This is a genomic window from Sediminicola arcticus (assembly GCF_040566695.1).
Taxonomy (GTDB): Bacteria; Bacteroidota; Bacteroidia; order Flavobacteriales; family Flavobacteriaceae; genus Sediminicola; species Sediminicola arcticus.
In genome coordinates, this window is record NZ_JBEXAE010000004.1 from 52401 (window position 1) to 75272 (window position 22872).

General features: G+C 38.1%; 18 protein-coding genes and 1 tRNA gene. 7 read left to right on the forward strand and 12 right to left on the reverse strand.

What is annotated here, in order from left to right:
- Positions 1-164 precede the first annotated feature (164 nt).
- From ABXZ36_RS09505 to ABXZ36_RS09515, 3 genes are all read right to left on the reverse strand, one after another.
- On the reverse strand, positions 165-1355 hold the full coding sequence (locus ABXZ36_RS09505; RefSeq protein WP_354615282.1) for an acetate/propionate family kinase: 1191 nt from the start codon (positions 1353-1355) through the stop codon (positions 165-167).
- 12 nt (positions 1356-1367) lie between these two features.
- Positions 1368-3461: a phosphate acetyltransferase gene (pta, locus tag ABXZ36_RS09510; RefSeq protein WP_354615283.1), complete on the reverse strand. Its 2094-nt coding sequence runs from the start codon at positions 3459-3461 to the stop codon at positions 1368-1370.
- A gap of 106 nt (positions 3462-3567) precedes the next feature.
- On the reverse strand, positions 3568-4512 hold the full coding sequence (locus ABXZ36_RS09515) for a 1-phosphofructokinase family hexose kinase (RefSeq protein ID WP_354615284.1): 945 nt from the start codon (positions 4510-4512) through the stop codon (positions 3568-3570).
- Between the two features lie 144 nt (positions 4513-4656).
- Here ABXZ36_RS09515 and ABXZ36_RS09520 point away from each other — a divergent pair, with 144 nt between their 5' ends.
- The 4 genes from ABXZ36_RS09520 to ABXZ36_RS09535 are packed head-to-tail and all read left to right on the forward strand — an operon-like array spanning position 4657 to position 8779.
- Entirely contained in the window at positions 4657-5745 is a 1089-nt protein-coding gene (locus tag ABXZ36_RS09520; RefSeq protein WP_354615285.1) for a site-2 protease family protein, read from the forward strand.
- Positions 5746-5747: 2 nt separating this feature from the next.
- Positions 5748-6833, forward strand: coding sequence for an efflux RND transporter periplasmic adaptor subunit (locus ABXZ36_RS09525; protein WP_354615286.1), 1086 nt, complete (start codon positions 5748-5750; stop codon positions 6831-6833).
- Positions 6830-8092, forward strand: coding sequence for an ABC transporter permease (locus ABXZ36_RS09530; protein ID WP_354615287.1), 1263 nt, complete (start codon positions 6830-6832; stop codon positions 8090-8092). The genes ABXZ36_RS09525 and ABXZ36_RS09530 overlap by 4 nt, the downstream gene beginning before the upstream one ends.
- A 9-nt stretch (positions 8093-8101) precedes the next feature.
- Positions 8102-8779, forward strand: a complete 678-nt coding sequence (locus ABXZ36_RS09535; protein ID WP_354615288.1) for an ABC transporter ATP-binding protein — start codon at positions 8102-8104, stop codon at positions 8777-8779.
- A gap of 21 nt (positions 8780-8800) precedes the next feature.
- Here the strand turns inward: ABXZ36_RS09535 and ABXZ36_RS09540 are convergent, their stop codons facing one another.
- From ABXZ36_RS09540 to ABXZ36_RS09565, 6 genes are all read right to left on the reverse strand, one after another.
- Positions 8801-9094 (reverse strand): chaperone modulator CbpM, encoded by a 294-nt coding sequence (locus ABXZ36_RS09540; protein WP_354615289.1) that lies wholly within the window; start codon positions 9092-9094, stop codon positions 8801-8803.
- Positions 9095-9110: 16 nt separating this feature from the next.
- Positions 9111-10019: a DnaJ C-terminal domain-containing protein gene (locus tag ABXZ36_RS09545; protein WP_354615290.1), complete on the reverse strand. Its 909-nt coding sequence runs from the start codon at positions 10017-10019 to the stop codon at positions 9111-9113.
- A 167-nt stretch (positions 10020-10186) separates the two neighbouring features.
- Complete coding sequence (locus ABXZ36_RS09550; protein WP_354615291.1) at positions 10187-11194, reverse strand: 4-hydroxyproline epimerase; 1008 nt, start codon at positions 11192-11194, stop codon at positions 10187-10189.
- Entirely contained in the window at positions 11187-12917 is a 1731-nt protein-coding gene (locus ABXZ36_RS09555; RefSeq protein ID WP_354615292.1) for a DUF885 domain-containing protein, read from the reverse strand. Before ABXZ36_RS09555 ends, ABXZ36_RS09550 begins: the two co-directional genes overlap by 8 nt.
- Before the next feature lie 14 nt (positions 12918-12931).
- Positions 12932-14509, reverse strand: a complete 1578-nt coding sequence (locus tag ABXZ36_RS09560) for an aldehyde dehydrogenase (NADP(+)) (protein WP_354615293.1) — start codon at positions 14507-14509, stop codon at positions 12932-12934.
- A 27-nt stretch (positions 14510-14536) separates the two neighbouring features.
- Positions 14537-15475 (reverse strand): dihydrodipicolinate synthase family protein, encoded by a 939-nt coding sequence (locus ABXZ36_RS09565; protein ID WP_354615294.1) that lies wholly within the window; start codon positions 15473-15475, stop codon positions 14537-14539.
- Between the two features lie 146 nt (positions 15476-15621).
- Here ABXZ36_RS09565 and ABXZ36_RS09570 point away from each other — a divergent pair, with 146 nt between their 5' ends.
- Both ABXZ36_RS09570 and ABXZ36_RS09575 read left to right on the forward strand, forming a co-directional pair.
- Positions 15622-16482, forward strand: coding sequence for an AraC family transcriptional regulator (locus ABXZ36_RS09570; protein WP_354615295.1), 861 nt, complete (start codon positions 15622-15624; stop codon positions 16480-16482).
- 69 nt (positions 16483-16551) lie between these two features.
- Positions 16552-18114 carry a M28 family peptidase gene (locus ABXZ36_RS09575; RefSeq protein WP_354615296.1) on the forward strand — a complete coding sequence of 521 codons (1563 nt, stop codon included), beginning with the start codon at positions 16552-16554 and terminating at the stop codon, positions 18112-18114.
- 213 nt (positions 18115-18327) lie between these two features.
- Here the strand turns inward: ABXZ36_RS09575 and ABXZ36_RS09580 are convergent.
- A tRNA-His gene (locus tag ABXZ36_RS09580) sits at positions 18328-18403 on the reverse strand.
- A gap of 493 nt (positions 18404-18896) precedes the next feature.
- On the opposite strand from ABXZ36_RS09580, the gene ABXZ36_RS09585 reads away from it, so the two are divergent.
- Positions 18897-20924, forward strand: a complete 2028-nt coding sequence (locus ABXZ36_RS09585) for a tetratricopeptide repeat-containing sensor histidine kinase (RefSeq protein WP_354615297.1) — start codon at positions 18897-18899, stop codon at positions 20922-20924.
- Here the strand turns inward: ABXZ36_RS09585 and bshB1 are convergent.
- Complete coding sequence (gene bshB1 / locus ABXZ36_RS09590; protein ID WP_354615298.1) at positions 20921-21643, reverse strand: bacillithiol biosynthesis deacetylase BshB1; 723 nt, start codon at positions 21641-21643, stop codon at positions 20921-20923. The two genes, ABXZ36_RS09585 and bshB1, sit on opposite strands and share 4 nt — an antisense overlap.
- Before the next feature lie 16 nt (positions 21644-21659).
- Positions 21660-22844, reverse strand: a complete 1185-nt coding sequence (locus tag ABXZ36_RS09595) for a trans-sulfuration enzyme family protein (protein WP_354615299.1) — start codon at positions 22842-22844, stop codon at positions 21660-21662.
- Between the last annotated feature and the right edge of the window lie 28 nt (positions 22845-22872).

The following is a 22872-nucleotide window of genomic DNA, read 5'->3' on the forward strand; positions in this document are numbered from 1 at the left end:
CTTATGAGCACAACAAACCTGAAGAACTAATAATCCTAATTAACCCTACCTTAATGGCCAAAGCTATTTTAAACTGAATGGCTCTAAAATGATAAAAATCATATTAATATGTAGGAATTAATCGAGGTCAGAGGATTAATAAGTGACTATTTTTAAGTAGTACTCTATAAAGCGGAAACCAATTGAAAGGCCTGTTTGGCTATCTCCAACTCCTCATTGGTGGGTACAACCAAAATTTTTACCAGAGAATCGCCCGTATGTATTTCGTGGATTCCCACTTCTCTTTTTTCGTTTTCTAGGTTATCCAAACGTATGCCTAGAAAATCCATTTCTGAACATACCCGTTTTCTTAACTCACTAGAATTTTCTCCAATTCCAGCAGTAAAAACTATAGCATCCAAGCCATTCATAGCGGAAGCATAGGCACCAATATATTTTTTTATCCTATAGGCATTCATTTCCAAAGCGAGATTAGATGCCATATCCCCATTTTCAGCGGCCGCCTGCACATCTCTTAAATCATTGAACCCCGTAAGACCTATCATTCCGCTATCTTTCAATAACATACGATTTACATCTTTTAGATCGTATCCCAACGTTTCTACCAAATAAAATATAATGGAGTGGTCTATATCCCCACTTCTAGATCCCATAATGAGCCCGTTTGCAGGTGTGAAACCCAAGCTATGGTCAACACTTACCCCATCTAATACTGCAGTCATACTACATCCATTACCCAGATGGATACATATGATCTTTGATTTAGATTTCTTAAGGTGTTCAATGCTTTTTTCTGATACATATTGATGGCTTATTCCGTGAAAACCATAGACCTGAATTTTATGTTCTTCAAACAAATGGTTTGGTATGGCGTACTTCTTGGCCTTTAATGGTAACGTCTGATGAAAGGCCGTGTCAAATACGGCAACTTGTTTCGCTTGAGGAAAAATTTCTTCTGCAAGATCTAATCCTTCCCAATTATGAGGGTTGTGCAATGGTGCTAATGCAAAAAGCTCTTTTATTTTATCTTTTACAAAGGGTGTCACCATCGTTGGGGCTGAAAATGTGGTGCCACCGTGGACCACCCTATGCCCAATAACCTGTATTTCGTTGGCATTATCTACGATGCCTTTTTTTGAATCCACCAATAATGCTACTATATGTTGTAATCCTTGCCTATGTGATTTTATTTCCAGAGTTTCTTCAATGCTTACCTTATCCGTTTTATATTGTAATATGGCTTCGTTTGAGCCTATCCTTTCCACCATGCCCTTGCATACTACTTCCTTTGAAGGCATGTTAATCAATTGGTATTTGATGGAGGAGCTTCCTGAATTTAATATCAATATTTTCATGTGCTAACGTTCTTATAAACCCTGCGCTTGTATGGCAGTGATCACTACAGTGTTAAAAATATCATTTACGGTACAACCACGGCTCAAATCATTTACCGGCTTGTTCAACCCCTGTAGTACCGGTCCAATAGCCAAGGCGCCAGTTTCTCGCTGCACTGCCTTGTAGGTATTGTTTCCTGTATTTAAATCGGGAAAAATAAATACACTGGCCTGGCCCGCAACCTCAGAATCGGGCAGCTTGGTCTTTCCAACTTTACTATCCACAGCTGCATCGTACTGTATGGGGCCTTCTATTTTTAAATCGGGATTCAATTTTTTGACCAGTTCTGTTGCTCTTCTTACCTTGTCTACATCTTCACCAATACCTGAGGCACCGGAGGAATACGAGAGCATGGCTACTTTTGGCTCTATTCCAAATGCCAAGCTTGTCTCCGCAGATAAAATGGTAATCTGTGCCAATTCTTCAGCAGTTGGATTGGGGTTGATAGCACAATCACCAAAAACCGTGACCCTATCCTCCAAACACATAAAAAAGACTGAGGACACCACAGAAATTCCCGGTTTGGTCTTAATAAATTGCAACGCTGGCCTAATGGTATGTTGGGTAGTGTTCACCGCTCCCGAAACCATCCCGTCTGCATGATTCTTATAGACCATCATGGTGCCAAAATAAGATGGATCTTCCATTAGGTCGCGTGCCATTGCCAAGTTTAAATTTTTATGTTTGCGCAACTCGTATAAGGTTTTTGCATAATCTTCAAAATTTGGGGATTCGGTAGGTAAGACAATAGAAATTTTTTCTAGGTCCAATCCCAAATCCATTCTTACGATTTTCTCTTTAATCTCTTTTGGATCACCCAATAATGTAATATTAACTGTATTGGTGTCTACCAATTCCTTTGTGGCCATCAATATGCGATCGTCCAGACCTTCTGGCAAAACAATATGCTTTTTAAGGGATTGGGCTCTTTTTACCAGATTGTACTGGAACATCCTAGGGGTAATACCTGAAGGCTTAAAGGTGATTAACTTTTCTTCAAGGGCATTTACCTCTACGTAGTTTTGAAAAGTGTGTATAGAAGTAGTAATCTTCTGTAAATTCTCAGCGTACATTCTAGGCCTAATGTCCCCAATTTGATTGGTTATAGAATATGTGCCACCCTCCACAGAGATAATGGGAACTATTTCCGAAAGCCCCTCTATTAATTTAATTATGGATTCTTCAGGCAGAAGTCCGCCCGTAAGCACTATTCCGGATATCATAGGGTAATTGGCTGAAACGTTTGCTTGTAGAGCCCCTAGAATAATATCGGCCCTATCTCCTGGAGTTATAACCAAACTATCCTTTTTTAAATGGGTCAAATAGTTGCGTAATTGCATGGCCCCAACACTAAAAAAGCCGGCTTGATTATTTAAATAGGCTTCACCGAAAAGCACTTTACCATTTAATTCTTCTACAATTTCTTTGATTGTAGGATTGGCGAGCACCGGATTTAGAGGAATTACATTCACCAAAACCCCAGCCGGAAGATGCTCTATAAGACCATCCTTTACCGCATCCAAATAATCCGGATTTACCTTATTTGCTACCACAGACAAAACCTGCACTCCCTTTTCCTTAAAAGAATCATAGGCTATTTGTAGGTTCCCAATTAAATCTTCTACCGTTTTCCCTACCCCACTGGACAATAGGATAGTGGGAATACCTAAATTTTTGGCCATTAATACATTAATATCCCATTCTATAATATTATCCTCCCCAGAAAAATCGGTACCTTCTACCAGCATAAAATCGAACCTGTCCTCAATAGCCTTATATTTCCCGATAATCTTGCTAATGATCTCATCTTCCTTGCCTTTATTTTTTTTCTGTATCATCTGGCTTCGCGTATAGGCATAAGCATCCTCGAACTTTAGTTCCAAATCAAAATAGGTAATCATAGTTTTTATATGATTATCCATTTGCCCTGGAAGAAAGTCATCGATAATTGGTCTAAAATAGCCTACTTTGGCGGCCTTGCCCAATAGCATTTGCATAAGGCCCAAGGATATGATAGATTTACCACTATTGGGACCGGTAGTGGCTATATAAATTGCTTTACTCATAAATACTCAATTGTTTGAAATTTTAGACACTTTATAGTACGCCAAAAGCATAGAAGATACTAAAATTATAGCTTCAAGGCTCACGTATTTTTATAAAAAAATGTGACTAAAATATAGTTTTTTGTGTAGTCATCCAATGGTATAACCCATCTACGTCTTCTTTTACACATAGCTGTGTTCCGGGGGTCATGGTTGCTGCACTACCACACGCCACACCATATTTAGCCATATTCCTAAAGGAATCGCCATTAGCTAAACGAAGCACCATTCCGGCTACCATGCTGTCCCCTGCCCCAATACTGCTTACGTGATGAACCGTAGGGGCCAAAATATGTTCAATTCCTTTTGCAGTAACCAACATCGCTCCCTTAGGGCCCATGGAAACGACCATTGCCGTACAGTTATGTTCCTTTAAAAATTTTAGGGCTAAGGGCTCCAGATTTTGGGTTGTTATGGAAGAAACCCCACATAGGGAACTGAGTTCCCCCAGATTAGGCTTTAATAAAAATACGCCGGCTTTTGCCCCTTTATCCAAAGCTTCACCAGAAGTATCCAATACCAACTTAGCTTTCTTGTCTCTTACAATTTTAGCCACCCGAGCATAAAAATCATCTGGGATATTTAAGGCCAGACTTCCACTGGCAACCAAATAATCATCCTCCCTTAAGAGCAATTGTAATTCTTTTAACACCCCTTGCCATTCGGCGTCTTGGACCTTTGGCCCAGGCATTCCAAATCGAAATTGTTGTTCGTTTATGGTATCTGTAACTGCCAAATTTTCCCTGGTCCATTCTTGTATTACACGTATTTTTTGTACTATACCTTCCATGTCCAATAGTGTCTTCATGTAGGCACCAGTAGGTCCACCAGAAAGATATATGGAGATAGAAGAACCACCTAATTTTTTGATGGCCCTAGAAACATTAATTCCTCCACCTCCCGGCTCATAGATGGGAACCTCACAGCGCAGCTTTTTATATGGTACCACCCCCGAAACCGAGGTACTCTTGTCCAATGCCGGATTTACAGTAAGTGTAAGTATTCTTTTCATATAATCCGGAGTATAAATTTAAGCTATTTGGCTTCCAAGCCTACTAGCTTAAACAAAAGTATCCCTATCCTTATGGCTTATATATGACGGTTGTCATTTCCAACATTAGTGGTTGTATCTACTTTCACTAAAAAAGTGATTTTTATGAAAGGAGCACTACATCTCGGAACTATTTCTGGAATAAAAATAGAAATACATTGGACTTTTTCCTTTTTAATAATATGGGTGGTATTTCTGGATATCCAAAAAGGAGGTAACATTAATTCGGCACTCTTAAATGTACTCCTAATTCTAATCCTTTTTCTTTGCGTTGTGCTTCATGAACTAGGGCATGCGCTAACGGCCAAAAGATTCGGAATTGGAACAAGAAAAATAACCCTCTTGCCTATTGGAGGTGTTGCTCTCTTGGATAAAATGCCAGAAAAACCAGGGCAGGAACTATTGGTAGCCCTTGCCGGACCGGCAGTAAATGTTGTAATTGCCATACTCCTGTCCTTGTTTATTCCTTTTAAATCCTATTTTGGAATGGATCCTTCTAGATTAGAGGGGTTTTTGAACACCACTGGATTCCAAAGTCTACTCCTTTTCCTTTTTATAGCCAATATTATGTTAGCGGTATTTAATATGATACCAGCGTTTCCCATGGATGGCGGCAGGGTATTCCGGGCTTTATTGTCGTTTAAGTTGGGACGTGTAAAAGCAACTGAAATAGCGTCTGGATTGGGACAGATATTGGCTATTCTTTTTTTTATGCTAGGCGTTCTTTTCAATCCCTTTCTAATATTGATAGCATTGTTCATTTTTGTAGGAGCCTATGGAGAGAACCAAATGGTAAAACAGCAGTCCATCTTGGAAGGCCATATTGTTAAAGAGGCCATGCTTACCAAAATCACCTTCTTGCATCCTTCAAACACTATGGAAGAAGTGGTGAATACGGTTCTGGCCAGTACCGAAAAAGACTTTGTTATACTAGAAAACAATAAAATAGCTGGAGTATTATATCAAAAAGATATCATTAAAAATGCCCATAATCCGTCAATCTTAATTAAGGATGTTATGCAAACCAAAATCAGAACTGTAGATGTCTCCTTAACAATTACCACGATTCTGGAATATATCCGAAATGAAAAGAACACCTTTTTTCCAGTTACCAGTAAAAATGAAGTGGTAGGGGCCATTGATATGACCAACATCAGTGAATTTATTGTTTTTAAATCCGAACCATACAAGTAACCATGACATTTATTAAAAGAGCCATACCCTTATTACTAGTATTGGTTTCCTGTGGTAAAAAACAAGATTCCATTCTCCCACTTGAAACAAAAATGACAGAATCCGTTTATTCTTCTGTCACCATACAACCCGATAGCCTATACCAGGTATATGCAGCTGTTAATGGTATTTTGGATATTAACTTGGTAGAGGAAGGCGATCTAGTAGCCAAGGGAGAACCCATACTACAGATCATCAATACCTCTCCAAAATTAAATACAGAAAATGCCCGACTTAATGTGCAATTGGCAAATGAAAATTACCAAGGAAGCTTTGCTATTCTTAGGGATATAGAAGACGAAATGAATGCAGCACTCCTTCGTTTCAAGAACGACTCCATTAATTTTTACAGACAAGAGAACCTTTGGAAACAAAAAATTGGTTCGAAACTAGAATACGATACCAAAAAATTAAATTTTGAGCTTTCCACGAATCAGCTACAACTTTTAAAAACAAAATACAATAGAACAAAAAATGAACTCAAGACCCAATTGGAGCAAGCAAAAAACAGTTATAAAACGTCATTGATAAACACGAAGGATTTTACTGTGGACAGTAAAATTAACGGAAAGATCTATGCACTTTTAAAAAATCCAGGGGAGCTTGTCAATACTATGGAGCCTATAGCCGCTATTGGCAAAGAGGATATCTTCTTGATAGAAATGTTGGTAGACGAAGTTGACATCGTAAAAATCTCCCTGGGTTTAAAGGCTCTCATTACGCTAGACGCATACGGGTCTGACGTTTTTGAAGCCAAAATCAGTAAAATTTACCCGAGAAAAGATGAACGTTCCCAAACCTTTATAATAGAAGCCGAATTTACCGCTCCACCCAAAGTCCTATATCCAGGACTGTCCGGAGAAGGAAACATCATAATCGCAGAAAAGGAAAAAACATTGACGATACCCAAGGAATATTTAATAGAAGGAAACAAGGTTAATACCTCTGACGGATTGATGGATGTCACTATTGGTCTTCAAAATTTGGACAGGGTGGAAATCTTATCAGGAATTACTAAAGATACCTATTTGCAAAAGCCAGAAAAATGACCAATTGGAAAGTCATACTAAACATTGCCAAGACACATCTTATCACCAAGATGAAATCTACCATTACGGCCTCCCTTGGGGTTACTTTCGGAATAGCGGCCTATATTACCTTGGTGAGTTTTATGACAGGACTAAATGGAATGCTAGATGATTTAATCCTCAACCAAACTCCGCATATTCATATTTACAATGAAATTCAACCTAGTGAAAAACAACCCATAGACCTTTACCAGTCATTCGAAGGATCCTTTAATGCAGTGCATTCTATTAAGCCAAAACAAAACCAGAGAAAAATTCATAATGCACTCCCCATTTTACATTATTTAAAGGCCGATAAAAATGTTTTGGGAGCTACACCCCAATTAGGAGCACAGATCTTTTATTTATCTGGATCTATAGAACTTGGGGGTAGGCTTACGGGAATAGATATCATGGAAGAAGTACGACTTTCCAACATGCAGGATTACATTACCGAAGGTACTCCTACTAGTTTAAAAAATAACGAAAATGGGATTTTACTTGGAGCTGGCCTGGCCAAAAAAATGTCCCTCTCACCGGGGGATCGGGTACAGATAAGCACAGTTTCTGGTACTATTTTTCCCTTAAAAATAGTTGGACTATACCAAAGTGGTATAGCGGATATTGACAATGTTCAGAGTTACACCAACCTAAAAACTGTGCAACGGATTTTAGGGGAAGCCGAAAACTACATTACCGATATTAATGTAAAGCTCTTGGATATTAATTTGGCTGCACCGATGGCTAAAACTTTAGAGCACCAATTTAATGTAAAAGCCACAGATATCAATGAGGCCAACGCCCAGTTCGAAACAGGCTCCAATATTAGAAACCTAATAACGTACGCAGTCTCGGTCACGCTCTTGATCGTTGCTGGATTTGGTATATACAATATCTTAAATATGCTCATTTATGAAAAAATGAAAGATATAGCCATTTTAAAAGCAACCGGTTTTTCGGGGAGGGACGTAAAACTCATTTTTATGAGTCAGGCTATGATCATAGGTATTCTGGGAGGTATAACCGGACTTTGTATTGGGTATATACTTACTACCTTCATCGATGGACTTCCCTTTAAAACGGAAGCATTACCCACTATTACTACCTATCCCATCAATTTTAACGCTTGGTACTATGTCATTGGAATCGTATTCGCCTTAATATCCACTTTTATTGCTGGTTATTTACCTGCTAACAAGGCTAAAAAAATAGATCCGGTACGTATTATAAGAGGAACTTAAAATCAAAAAATGAAGCTGGTATTAGAGTCAAAAAATATTAATAAACATTTTAAAAAACCAGTGCCTTTCCATGTGTTAAAGGCTATTTCCTTTCAAATTAAAAATGGGGAGTTTGTGTCCATTATGGGAAAATCTGGTTCAGGAAAATCTACCCTACTTTACATCCTTTCTACCATGGATACGGACTATGAGGGGGAACTATATTTTAATCAACAGCTGATTACAGGAAAATCCAACGAAGAACTTTCTAGAATCCGAAACAAAAATATTGGTTTCGTTTTCCAGTTCCATTATCTTTTATCCGAATTTAGTGTGTTGGAAAATGTAATGCTCCCAGCAAAAAAACTGGCAGAAAAATCGGTTCAAGAAATAGAGCACGATGCCATGCAAAAACTAAAGATGTTGCATATTGAGCAACTGGCCACAAAAAAAGCTTCCAGAATATCGGGTGGGGAAAAACAACGTGTGGCGATAGCTAGGGCGTTGATTAATAATCCCACCATTTTAATGGGTGATGAACCCACTGGGAACTTGGATAGCCATAATTCGGAAAACGTATTTCATATTTTTAAAGAACTAAAGGAAGAAAAAGGGCTTTCTTTATTGATTGTGACCCATGATCATGATTTTGCAAAACGCACCGATCGGATCATTGAAATGGAAGATGGTAGAATTATAAGTCCGTAATAGTATTGACAGTTTTACAAATCAATCCTCCCATTTACGTAGTTTATTTTTTAGTTGATTGACCTCATCTTGCATTTGCTCCACTAGTTCCAATAGATGGTGAACAGCCTCTAACCCCTCTAGGTTAATGCCTAGTTCTTGAGATAGTCGTATCATTTTCTCCAGTTTTGGCAACTCCTCTTGACGGATAAAGTATTCTTCCTCCTTGACCTCCAAGGTCACCAACTCATGCTCTCTAAGCGAAAATATAAATGACTCCTCAATTTCATGGCTTTCACAAAAATCCTTTATAGTGATATAATATGTTGTGTTCATAATCTCGGTTTAAAGGTTAAAGATTTGTTTTTGCAAGTTCTTCAAACAATTCCTTTTGTTTTTCCGTTAGATTGGATGGTATTTTTACAGAATACGTTATAAAAAGATCCCCAAATTGCGGTTCTTTTTTATACTTAGGAAAGCCTTTCCCTTTTAGTTTTACTTTAGTACCGTTTTGTGTATTGGGTTTTACCTTCAGTTTAACTTTACCAGATAATGTTAGTACTGTTAACTCCCCGCCTAAAATGGCTGTGGTCAGTGGGATTTCCTCTGTCTTGTACAAATTTTCAGCTTCTCGCTTAAACTCGGTATTATTGCTGATAGAAAAAGTAATATATAAATCGCCATTGGGACCACCATTTACTCCAGCCCCCCCATGCCCCTGTATTTTAATGGTCTGTCCATTCTCCACTCCGGCTGGTATGGTAATCCTTATGTTCTTATTGTTAATCGTAAGTGTCTGTTTATGGGTGGAAAAAGCATCAGTAAGGTTGAGGCGTAATTCCGCATTATAATCCTGCCCCCTAAATTTAACTGTCCTACCCCCTGCTCTCTGGCTTCGCCCTCCAAACATGGTATTAAAAAAATCTGAAAAATCCTCGGCTGACTCTCCCCCGCTATAGGAATAGCCCTCATAACCGCCACCCCCAAATCCCGAAGCTTGTGAACGCTCTTTTTTGGCCTTTTCAAAAGCTTCTGCATGCTCCCAATCTTTCCCATATTGGTCGTACTTCTTGCGTTTTTCCGAATCGCTCAGAACCTCATTGGCCTCGTTAACCTGCTTGAACTTTTTTTCGGCCTCTTTGTCATTTGGATTCAGATCGGGATGGTATTTACGGGCAAATTTCCGATAAGCCTTCTTGATATCCTTGTCTGAAGCCGACTTCGTTAAATCCAACACCTTATAATAATCTATAAAATCCATATTGAAATTTTCGTATAATGAGGCTCATTAATCAAGAGCTCTCCCCTCTTAATTAAAAGTAGGGAAACAAAATCAAAGCTATCATTGTATGGTCTAATTTTCCATGATAATTATCAGCTTAACTGTTACTCTATTCATTATTTGGTAAGCAGAAGCACATCTTTAAATTATAGGACCTGAAACCCATGTGCATAAGGGTCATCATCATCGATAATAATATTATTATACCCATAAACAACTGCCCAGCCCTGGATACTTGGAATTATTGCCTTTATTCCATCCAATGTAGTAACCGATTCTACCTTTCCTATGAATTTGGAACCAATAAAACTCTCGTGGATATATTCTTCCCCAATCTGGAGTCTGCCTTTAGCATATAATTGAGCCAACCGAGCAGAGGTGCCCGTTCCACAGGGTGACCTGTCTATGGCCTTATTCCCGTAAAAAACGGCATTTCTCCCAGAAGATGATGGGTCTATAGGGTCTCCGGTCCAAAGAATATGGGTAACATCCCTAATGGTGCCATTCTCTGGATGTATAAATTTATCAGGATACTTTTTATTGATAGCATCCCTAATGACCTGTGAATATTGAATAATCCTATTGGCCGTAAAATTGTGCATCCCTGAAAAGTTTTCTTGTGGATCCACTATGGCATAAAAATTACCACCATAAGCAACATCAAAAACCAGTTCTCCCAATTCAGGACAATCAATGGTCAAATCTTCCGCAGCCAAGTAACTCTTTACGTTGACCAGTCTCACCCAATCCACTTTTTTACCCGTTTGTTGATAGGCTATCTCTACTAATCCTGCTGGGGCCTCCATTAAAATTTTTCCTGAAATTTTAGGGATCACCAATCCTTCCTCTATGGCGATGGTGATTGTTCCAATGGTACCGTGGCCGCACATGGGTAAACACCCAGATGTTTCTATGAATAGGATAGCAAAATCATTATTTGGATCGTGGGGAGGAAAAAGGATACTTCCACTCATCATATCATGCCCCCTTGGTTCAAACATTAGCCCTCGGCGAATCCAATCATATTCCTTTAGGAAGTGTTGGCGCTTTTCACTCATGTTTTTCCCAATTAAATTTGGACCTCCACCAGCAACAACTCGAACTGGATTCCCACACGTATGGGCATCAATGCAAAAAAATGTTTTCCTACTCATTGGTCAATGTATTGATATAGTCATTTACTCTTTGTTCCAAAATGGATAAGGTCACTGTTCCCTGTCCTAAAATAACTTCGTGGAATTCCCTAATATCAAATGTAGACCCTAATTTAGACTCCGCTTTACTCCGAAGCTCCCTTATTTTCAACTCCCCTATTTTATAAGATAATGCCTGTCCAGGCCAAGAGATATAGCGATCTGTTTCCGTATTAATTTCGTGTATTGAAAGGGCCGTATTCGATGCCATAAATGCTACTACCTCTTCCCTTGTCCATCCCTTAGCATGTATTCCTGTATCTACTACTAAACGACAAGCTCGCCACATTTCATAGGTAAGTTTTCCAAAATGTTCATAAGGGGTAGTGTACATACCCATTTCCTCGGCTAAAAACTCACTGTATAAACCCCAGCCTTCCCCATAGGCCGAGAGGTATAAATTTCTCCTAAACTTTGGGATACTGTCTCCTAACTCTAGGTTCAGAGCTCCTTGTAGATGGTGTCCAGGCACCGCTTCATGAACGGTTAAAGAAGGCAGGGTATATAGGGTTCTACTTGGGAGATCATAGGTGTTTACCCAATAGTATCCCGGATCTGTACTATTTTTGGAAGTGCCTACATATCGCCCACCTGTATATTTGGGAGCGATTGCATCAGGTACTGGTGCCACACCATAGGGTTTGCGTGGTAATGTTTTAAAGAATCGTGGCAGCTGGGCATCTGCTCTTTTAGCAATATCACGGGCAATCATCAACAATTCTTTGGGTGTTTTGGCATAAAATTGGGGATCTGTCCTTAGAAACTGTAGAAAATCTTTAAAGCTTCCTTTAAAATTTAGACCCTTTACAATCTTTTCCATTTGGACTTTGATCCTAGCCACTTCATTTAATCCGATTTCATGTATATCATCGGCGGAATAAAGAGTATCCGTAGTATAAAAATTTATTCTGTTTTGATAGTAGGCCTTCCCATTAGGGGTCTCCGATACGCCTAAGGTAGTCCGGGTATTTGGTAGATATTCTGTTTCAAAAAATGTCCTAATTCGAATAAATTGTGGAGTTACCCTAGTTTCAATTACTTCCTTTGCCGCCTTTAAAATAGAATCCCTTCGGGTACCGGACAGGTCTTTGGGTAAATTTTTAAAAGGGGAATAGTAGTAACTATCCTCAAAACTTTCAACTATATGATCATTATAGGTAGATTCATATCCTTTAAAAATGATTTTGGGCTGGGACACCCCCTTTTTTAAACCTTCCCTTAAGTTCACAAGATGCTGGTCTACAAAATCTGGAACCGCATTTAATTTCAAAAGATAATTTCTAACCTGCTCATAATTGGTTAAAGGCCTAACTAAATAGGTCAAGTTATTGTGAAATCCTGAATCTGAAAGCAAAGGATTTAAATACCCTTCAAATTCATAAAAATCAATTGCGTCTTGTAGTTCGAATTTGAGGAGCTCAAAAGATATTTTGTCAGTGTCATTAAGTAGTTCAAATGATACTTTTGAAAGCGCTAAAAGTATGGATTTTGCAAAATCTGCCTCGGACGCATAATGCTCCTTGCTAAAAAGCCCCAAGGGATATACCTTTTCATCATAACCTTTGTGTTCCTCATAGTTATGAATAATAGTTTGAAGGGATGCAATAGCATCCGATATTGTGTTCTGAGCTAAACCTTGGTGCAAAAAAAATAGAAGAACATAAAAGACCCTACTATATTTCATATCATCGTATTTAATTAGTTGTTGGTGTGTTTGCCATTTAATAGCCTAGTAATGCCTAAGGGATTCGTATCCTTCAATGCTTCTGGCAGCAATTCATTGGGCCAATCCTGAAAAGCAACGGGCCTAGCCCATCTTTTAATAGCCGAAACCCCCACAGAAGTGAATCTGCTATCTGATGATGCCGGAAATGGACCTCCATGCTGCATGGATGGACAAACCTCTACCCCAGTAGGAACACCATTAAAGATAATTCTACCTACCCTATTGGTCAAGGCTTCAATAATTTCATGGTTTTGTTCCAATTCTTCCCTATTCCCTAAAACGGATCCTGTGAGCTGACCTTCCAAATGATCAAGTATGTTTCTCAATTCTCGTTTGTCCTTGCATTTTACAATCAAAGAAAATGGACCAAAGACCTCCCTATGGAGTGTTGGGTTTGCTGAAAATTGGGCACCTTTAACGGTTATCACTTTTTGCTGTGCATAATTGGGAGCCACCTCCTTTTTATAATATCCAACCACCTTGGTCCCTTCCTGTTTAGAAAGATGATCTGTACCTTCACTATATCCCTTAAGGATATTTGGATGTAACATGCAGGAAGGTTCTATTATTTCAATTTCATGACCTAGTAAGGTAATGAACTTATCTAAGGCAGCTCCTTCCATTCCAAGGATCAATCCCGGATTGGTACAAAACTGCCCTGCTCCCAAGGTAATGGACCCAGCATATTGTTTTGCCCAAAAATCTCCTTTTTCATTTAAGGCCGAAGGAAAAATAACCACTGGGTTTATGCTTCCCATTTCTGCAAATACCGGAATAGGTTCCTCGCGTTCCGAGGCCATTTTATACAAGGCCATCCCCCCCTTTATACTGCCTGTAAAGCCCACAGCTTTTATTCCAGGATGCATCACCAAGGATTGACCTACCTCGACTCCCGAACTGTTTAAATTAGAAAATACACCATTGGGGATGCCAGTATCCTCGGCGGCTTTTATGATTGCAGAAGCAACCAATTCACCCGTTGCCGCATGCATGGGGTGACTCTTCACTATAACTGGACAACCAGCAGCCAAGGCACTCGCAGTATCTCCCCCTGCGGTTGAAAATGCCAATGGAAAATTACTTGATCCGAAAACTGCTATTGGTCCTAAAGGAACCAACATTTTTCTTATATCCGATTTAGGCATAGGTGCTCTATCAGGTTGCGCCATGTCTATGCTGGCTTCGACCCAAGAACCTTCCTCAAGAAGATCGGCGAAGGCTCTCAATTGCCCCATTGTTCTTCCTCGTTCCCCAATAGCGCGACCTTCTGGCAAACCAGATTCGGCCACATACGTATCTATAAGTTCTTGCCCTAGAGCCTCAATTTCAGTTGCAATCGTTCTTAAGAATTGTGCTTTTTTATGGACGGAAACGTTTTTATACTCCTTAAAAGCTTCTGTTGCCAAACCAACAGCTGTATTTATTTCAACATTGGAAGCCTCCCTAAATTCCCAATTATTTTCCACGTTCCCTCTCGGATTGAATGTCTTAAAGGATTGATTCCCCTGGGAGGATAATGTATTGCCTATATAGTTTTTGCCAGTTATCATCTGTTACTTGTTATTTTAATTTAATGTCTATATGTTAGATAATGATGCTTTACTGAGCGACTTATAATCCGGTAATTTGGGTCTTGTTCTTAAACCTTCTTCAATAATTTTCAAAACCCGCTCCCTTTCTGAACCTTGCAGAGGCAATCTAGGTGCGCGTACCCTCTCAGTTCCTATCCCGGTTGCAACTTCTGCTAATTTAATGTTTTGAACCAATTGAGGATTGATATCCAATTCCAACAAGGGTAAAAACCACCTGTAAATGGTTAGTGCTTCCTGAATTCTTCCTGCGTTAGCCAATTCATAGATGGCAACGGTCTCTGCAGGAAAAGCATCTACCAATCCGGCTACCCATCCATCGGCACCCATTAGGATACTTTCCAAGGCAAGGGTATCCACCCCACATAAAATTTTAAGCCTATTCCTAAATCTATTTTTAATTCTTGTAACGTTAGATATATCATGTGTAGATTCTTTTACCGCCTGTATATTTTTGTTCTTTAGTAATTCATCAAACATATCCAAGGTAACCTCTATATTGTAATCCACTGGATTATTGTAAACCATAATAGGCAAATCTGTACTGTTGGCCACTTCCTTGAAATATGTCATCGTCTCAAAATCATTAGCCTTATATCTCATTGGGGGCAACATCATTAATCCACTGGCACCATAGGTTTTGGCATTGATGGCAGCATTGATAGCACCTTTAGTAGTCTGTTCGGCAATGTTGATGATCACAGGAACTTGATCCTTGACCAAACGGACCGTTTCGGTGATTAACGTTTTCTTTTCATTGTCTGAAAGTGTACTGGCCTCCCCTAAAGTACCCCCTAGAATAATACCACTAACCCCAGCCTCTAATTGTGCCCTTATATTTATCCCAAAAGCATCCAAATCCAAGGAATCATCTGCTTTGAATTTTGTGGTCACTGCGGGCATTACCCCTTCCCATTTTACATTCATAATGTTTTTAATTGTGGTTATCACACAAAAATAGACTGATACACCTTCAAAAATTAAAAGGATATTAACTTATACTGAGACTATCTTACCTTGATTTTCTAAATTAGATAAAATATTTATGCCTAATATGCCTATTTGTATCAACCATGAAAGTATATCCTTTTAATATCCCTAAGCCAATAAACGAGAATCTCGTACTTCAAATTGATGAAGGAATTCACTTTTATGATAAATTACATCAACATGAGGAAATACAATTAAGTTTGATTGTTAGAGGGCAGGGCAAGTTGATTGTGGCAGATAGCATTCATCAATTTGAAGCAGGGGATATATTTGTAATAGGTCGTAATTGTCCCCATTTATTCCAAGATAATGGTCTAGAAAAGAATTCTTGTAAAATGATTTCTCTCTTTTTTACCAAATACACATTTGGGGAAGAGTTTTTTAATAATCCAGAACTGGAGGAAATCAATCAATTTTTTCCCAATGCAGAATCGGGTTTCCAACTTTTGACCAAAAAAACAAATGTTGCCCATCTCATATACAAAATAAGTGAAACCGATAAATTCAATAGGTTCCTCCTTTTCTTAAAGCTGCTAAAAAAAATATGCCATGCTAAAACTAAGGTATTGACCAAATTTGTTTATCCAAAAACCATTTCCCTAAATGAAGGGCAACGTATGAGGACCATCTTTGACTATGTGATACATAACTTCCAAAATGAAATTTCCCTAAATACCATTTCCTCTATTGCATATATGACTCCAAATGCCTTTTGTAGGTTTTTTAAACAACGAACCAATAAAACTTTCTTTCAATTCTTGATTGAATTACGTGTAGAACATGCTTGTCAATTGTTATTGAACCAAGGAGACTTGTCCGTAACAGAAGTTTCGGATGCCTCTGGATTTAATTCCATTTCTAATTTCAATAGAAAATTCAAAGTATTAAAAGGAACAACTCCATCTGAATATAAGGAACTCAAGAAATCAAATATTTACAGTTAACTTTCGATTTACATTAGCTAGCTTTTCACTATTTTTGGGTCGACTAGTTAATTAAATACTGAAAAAAATATGAAAAAATTAGCATTCGTAGCAATTGGACTTGCTTTTGCCTGTAATACTGCACAAAAGACCATTTCCGAGCCTACATCAGTGGCCACAAAGGAGGTCAGCCCAACGACATATGCTTTGAGCATCACAGAAACAGAATTAAAGGATCACCTGTATACCTACGCCTCGGATGAGTTTGAGGGGAGAGAAACGGGTCAGCCAGGTCAAAAGAAAGCTGTTGAATACCTTAGGGCACAGTACCAAAAAATGGGAATTAAAGCAGCCCAGAGCAATGGGGACTATTTTCAAACTGTTCCCTTACAAATGAGCAAATTACCAACAGGGACTATTTCCATTAATGGAAAAGCTTATCCCATGGGAGAAAACTTCCTAACCTTTTCGGAGGCAAAAGGAAGCTTTAATGAAATTGTATATGTGGGTTACGGAATAGAAGAAGAAAATTATTCGGATTATGACGGTTTGGATGTAAGTGGGAAAATGATATTGATAAAATCAGGTGAACCAACACTTAAAAATGGAAACTATATCCTTTCGGGAACAAAAGAAAAATCGGTTTGGAGCAATATGTCGGAATCCATTGGAAAAAGAATGGAATTGGCATTGGAAAAAGGGGCAAAAGGAGTTTTGTACTTTGATGCTGATAATTTTACCCGATTTAAAACCCGTTATGACTACATGTTGAAAAATGATAGCGGGAGAATGGGGTTAAAGGCTTCTAAAGAGGATGATTTTATTAGCTTTTTCATAAATGCGGACATGTCCAAAATCCTAATGCCTAGCATTGAAAATGCTGCCGCTGCAAAAGTACTTCCCATGGATATTGTGTTATCCGTTGAAAGTGCCAATATAGAATTGAACTCAGAGAATGTTGCTGCAATCATTAAAGGTTCAGAAAAACCGGAAGAATATATCATTATCTCATCCCACCTAGATCATATTGGGGTAAGTAAAAATGGTGAAATCAATAATGGTGCAGATGATGACGGATCCGGTACGGTAGGTTTGTTAGAAATTGCCCAAGCCTTTAAAAAAGCTACTGATGCTGGTAACGGTCCAAAAAGATCTGTAGTGTTCCTGCACGTAACTGGTGAGGAAAAAGGACTTCTAGGTTCCATGTATTATACGGATGTAGAACCTATTTTCCCATTGGCACAAACTGTAGCAGATCTTAATATTGATATGATTGGAAGAATTGACCCAGAAAGACAAGGGGATAGAAATTACATTTATCTCATTGGATCAGATAAATTGAGTACTGAGCTGCACGAATTATCGGAAGAGGTCAATAAAAAATATTCCAATATGGAGTTAGATTACACCTACAACGATGAAAACGATCCTAACCGTTTTTATTACAGGAGTGACCATTATAACTTTGCCAAAAACAATGTTCCGATTATATTTTACTTTAACGGAACCCATGATGATTACCATAGACCAGGGGATACCCCAGATAAAATTAATTATGACCTGTTGGAGAATAGAGCTAGACTCGTTTTTTATACGGCTTGGGAGCTTGCCAATCGCGCTAATCGCATTGTAGTGGATAAGGCAACAAAATAATTATATCACAACATATTTCAAAGCTCCAATTCTAAAAGATTGGGGCTTTTTTTTTTAGTTTTAAAGGAATTATTAGGGTAATATGCACTATTAAACTTTCGCTTTATTTAGGGCACAAAACAACTTGGAAACCTTAAAAATAATGATCTACTTGTTCTAAAATATAGAAAGCACAAAAAAAGCCCCGCCAATGAAGACGAGGCTTGTAATTCTGGGTGGAAGACCGGGTTCGAACCGGCGACCCTCGGTACCACAAACCGATGCTCTAACCAGCTGAGCTACAACCACCATTTGTATGCGGATGCAAATGTAATTTTTTAAAACCTTCTTTCAAAATAAAATATTCCATTTTTTTTAATTTTTAATCCCCTTTTATGAGGGAGATAGGGACAACCAAATTAAACTTCTGATAGTTAAGGCTTTTATAAAACTAACTTCTTTATGGCTAGATCAAAATCCTTGTCGCCCAATATTTCAAAATGACAGGACACTTTCTTATACTTAGCCTTCATCTACTACTAATTTAATAGTGTTTCTGTTAAGTATGCATAAAGGTTTAAAATCTTAAATTGGATCTTTTGCACTCTCCAATTAACAATAAAAATCGGTGAAATACCGTTTTTCACGATTAAAACACATATTTTTTAAGATTTCACAACATAAATTAGATATACCAGCGTTAAGATATTAATTTTATCCGTAATAATTTGAAGAGCCCAATGCCCTTATTAAGACCAATTTATTTTAACTGCAAATTTGTATCCAAAAGAATCATCGTATGTATGATATTTGTTCTAGGTGCTTTTACTGTTGTAGAAGCACAAAACAACCTAAAGGATAGTTTAACGGAGAAGCTCAAAGAAATTCAAGCAAAACGGAATTTTACTACTTCGGACACCACCTATATTAACCTACTAAATAAATTAGGGTGGGAATTGACCTTTGATACTTCCGATAGTCTTATTTTACTTACAAAACAAGCCTTAACATACAGTAGGAAATCTAATTATAAATTTGGTGAAAGTGAATCTTTAATGAATATGGGATCTTATCATTCCAATTTAGGCGAGACCAAAGAAGCCATTGCTCACTTCATGGAAGCCATAACCATGGCCAATGAAATAAACGATTCCAATTTAAAACTACGTATCATAAACTTACTGGCAACAGAGTACAATTATGCCGGTGACTATTCCAAATCTTTAGATCTCTATATAGAAGGAACAGAATTGGCAGAAAAAGTTGGAGATATTTACTTGTATTCCAAATTACTAGGAAATATGGGGAATTTATATGCCACCCAAAAAGATTATAAACAAGCGATTGTTTTTTATGAAAAAGGAAAAAAGCTGAACAAAGAAATAGGTAACGAGGTAGATTCCGCCAAGTCTATGAGTAATCTGGCATCTATTTATGCCGATATGGGCAATTTTGAATATGCCATGTTCAATATAAATAACAGTATCACTATTTTTGAAAAAAACCAGGTCATAGATTGGCTCGCATATTCATACGAAATAAAAGGTAAAACATACCTTCGCCAACAAAAATACAATTGGGCACTTCATTGGTACAATCAATGTAACTTATTGCACAAAAAGATAAATGATGATAGAGGTATAATAGATCTGCTCAATGGAATGGCAGAGGCATATTATGGTCTTGGGAATATTTCCTTATCAGAAAAATACGCCTTGGAATCATATGAGATCTCGAAAAAGATCAATTTTCTAGAGGGCATACAAAAATGTGCTATGACCCTTTATAGGATAAATAAGAGCAAAGCAAAATTTAGTGAGGCGCTAATGTTCCATGAGATATATCAACAGGTATCGGATACATTGTCCAGAGATGAAAATAAAAGGGGCTTGGCCATGTTAAAGACCAAGATAGATCATGACCAAGAACAAAAAGTATTAATTATTGAAAATGAGCAAGCACTGGCAAAGCAAAAATATTTTATGTATGCTGCCATTTTGGTCATTGTGATTTTTATTATCATTAGCTTATTAATATACAGAGGCCAAAAAATTCAGAAGAAACTGAACAAAAGGCTTAAGCATCAAAAGAGCGACCTTTTAAAAAGAGAAAAAGAGTTAAATGAAATCAATCTCACCAAAGACAAATTATTTTCCATTATCGGCCACGACTTAAGGGGCCCTATAGGCGCTCTTCAAGAACTGCTAAGGATGTTGAAGGTAGGAGAAATACTGCAATCAGAATTTATGGGTTTCATTCCTAAATTACGTGATGATGTTGAACACATATCTTTTACCCTAAACAACCTACTTTCGTGGGGGCAGACCCAAATGAAGGGTGCAGTAACTAAGGCTAGTGCTTTTGATTTGGAAGAATTGGTTACGGACAACATTAATTTACTTTCAGAAATCTCAGAAAACAAATCTATCAGAATTATCAATAAAATTTCCGATAATACCATAATCTGGTCAGATGTGAATCAAATTGATATTGTGATAAGAAACCTTATTAGTAATGCCCTCAAATTCACCCCTGAACGTGGAACGGTAACCATAGAAGCTAATGAGCGAGGCAATCATTGGGAAATATCGGTTAAGGACTCCGGAATAGGTATGGACTTAGTCACACAGGACAAATTGTTCCATCCTAATTCAAACCATACCACCTATGGAACCAATAACGAAAAAGGAACTGGACTTGGTCTTTCCCTTTGTAAAGAAATGGTAGAAAAAAATAATGGGCAAATTTGGGTAGAAAGTGCATTGAGGAATGGTACTTGTTTCTACTTTACTTTACCAAAATCAAAAAAGGACTATAAAAATGTGGGTTAGATTAAATGGTCTAAACTGCCAACCGCAACAGGCCTTTCTGAAGTAAAACCCTCGGCGTATTCCGTACCCACCAATCTTCCTAGATCTCTTGCCCTATATTTTACGCTGTCTATAAAATTTTCACTGCTAATAGGTGTTTCTGGTTCGTTACTCTTTGGATCGAAGAACTGGGAACCGTAAGCCAAAATAGCTTCCGTTTTCTTATCTATAAAACCACTCACATCAATAACAAAATCTGGCTTTAAGTTTTTCCATTGTATGTAATGGTACACCTGCTTGGGTCTCCAAGCATTTTGCCATTCTTCACTACCTTCTAGTCTAGTGTCTATTTTCATTAAACCGCTTAAAAAACAGGCATCGCTCACTAAACTGCTCCCTTTTGCATGGTCAATATGACGATCATCTATAGCATTACACAATACAATATCCGGTCTGTATTTTCTAAGTACCTGGATAATTTCTATTTGATGCTTTTTATCGTTTACAAAAAAGCCATCGGCAAATTCCAAGTTTTCCCTGACCGCAACTCCTAACACTTTTGCAGCAGCAGCAGCTTCCTTATCCCTTATTTCAGGGGTGCCTCTTGTGCCCAACTCCCCTCTTGTCAAATCTATAATCCCTACTTTTTTACCATGGGCCACTTCCTTCGCAATAGTTGCTCCTGCTCCAAGTTCAGCGTCATCTGGATGCGCGCCAAATACTAAAATATCTAGTTTCAAAGAATCTAATTTAAATTTATATTTCGTTGCTCTGTAAGGCGGTAGTTTTTGCTTTTACCGATTCTAATGCTTGTTCTATATCTGCAATGAGGTCTTCTATTTCTTCTATACCTATCGAAAAACGGATAAGACCATCTACTATTCCCTGTTTTTCTCGTTCTTCTGCAGTCAAAAGGGAGTGAGAAGTTAAGGTTGGCGATAGTACGGTACTCTCAACTCCTGCCAAACTCATAGAGGATTTTATAAGTCGCAAAGATTTTTGGAAGGTGGAAGAGTTTAGATTTTTGTCCAATTCAAAAGACAACATCCCTCCAAAACCTTTCATTTGAGCTTTGGCCAATTCATGTCCGGGATGTGACTCTAACCCTGGGTAATAAACGGCATGTATATCGTTGTGCTCATAGAGGAACTGAGCCATCTTCATGGCGTTTTCATTTTGTGCCCTTACCCGTATTCCCATGGTCTTTATGCTTCGTTCCAATAACCACACAGTGTAATCACTTAAACTTCCACCAAAATTTTTGGCTAATTGAAAAATACGGTCCATATGTTCTTGAGAGGATGCTACGGCCCCTGCCAAAATATCCGAATGCCCGCCCATGTACTTAGTAGCACTGTGCAGCACAACATCGATACCAAAGTCGATAGGATTTTGATTCACCGGACTCGCAAAGGTATTATCAATCATAGAGACCAAACCATGCTTTTTGGCTATTTGAGCCACGGCTTTTAAATCTGTAATGGTCAATAAAGGATTAGAAGGTGTCTCCAAATAAATTACCTTGGTGTTTTGCTTAATTTCTGCAAGGAAATCTTCTGGCTCTAAGCTTTTAGTAAAAGAATACTCTATCCCAAACTTGTGGAATTCTTCCATCACTAGATTGTAGGTGCCACCATAAAGCGTTTTTTGAAGTACAATGTGGTCTCCAGCCTTTAGAAATGCCAATAAAGTAGTACTAATAGCAGCCATACCACTACCAAAGATCATGGCAGCCTCTGCATGTTCCAAAGCAGCGATTTTTTTTGAGAGGGCCACTTGGTTTGGGGTATTAAAATACCTGGGATAGCGTTTTACATCTACATCCTCAAAAGCATAAGAGGTACTCATAAAAAGTGGAGAAACGGCTCCTTTGAACTGTTCATCCTGAATTTCCCCAAAATGGGTACAAATGGTATTAAGACCTTTTATCTTCTCGTCCATAATGGCTTCTATATTTTAGAATTATAAA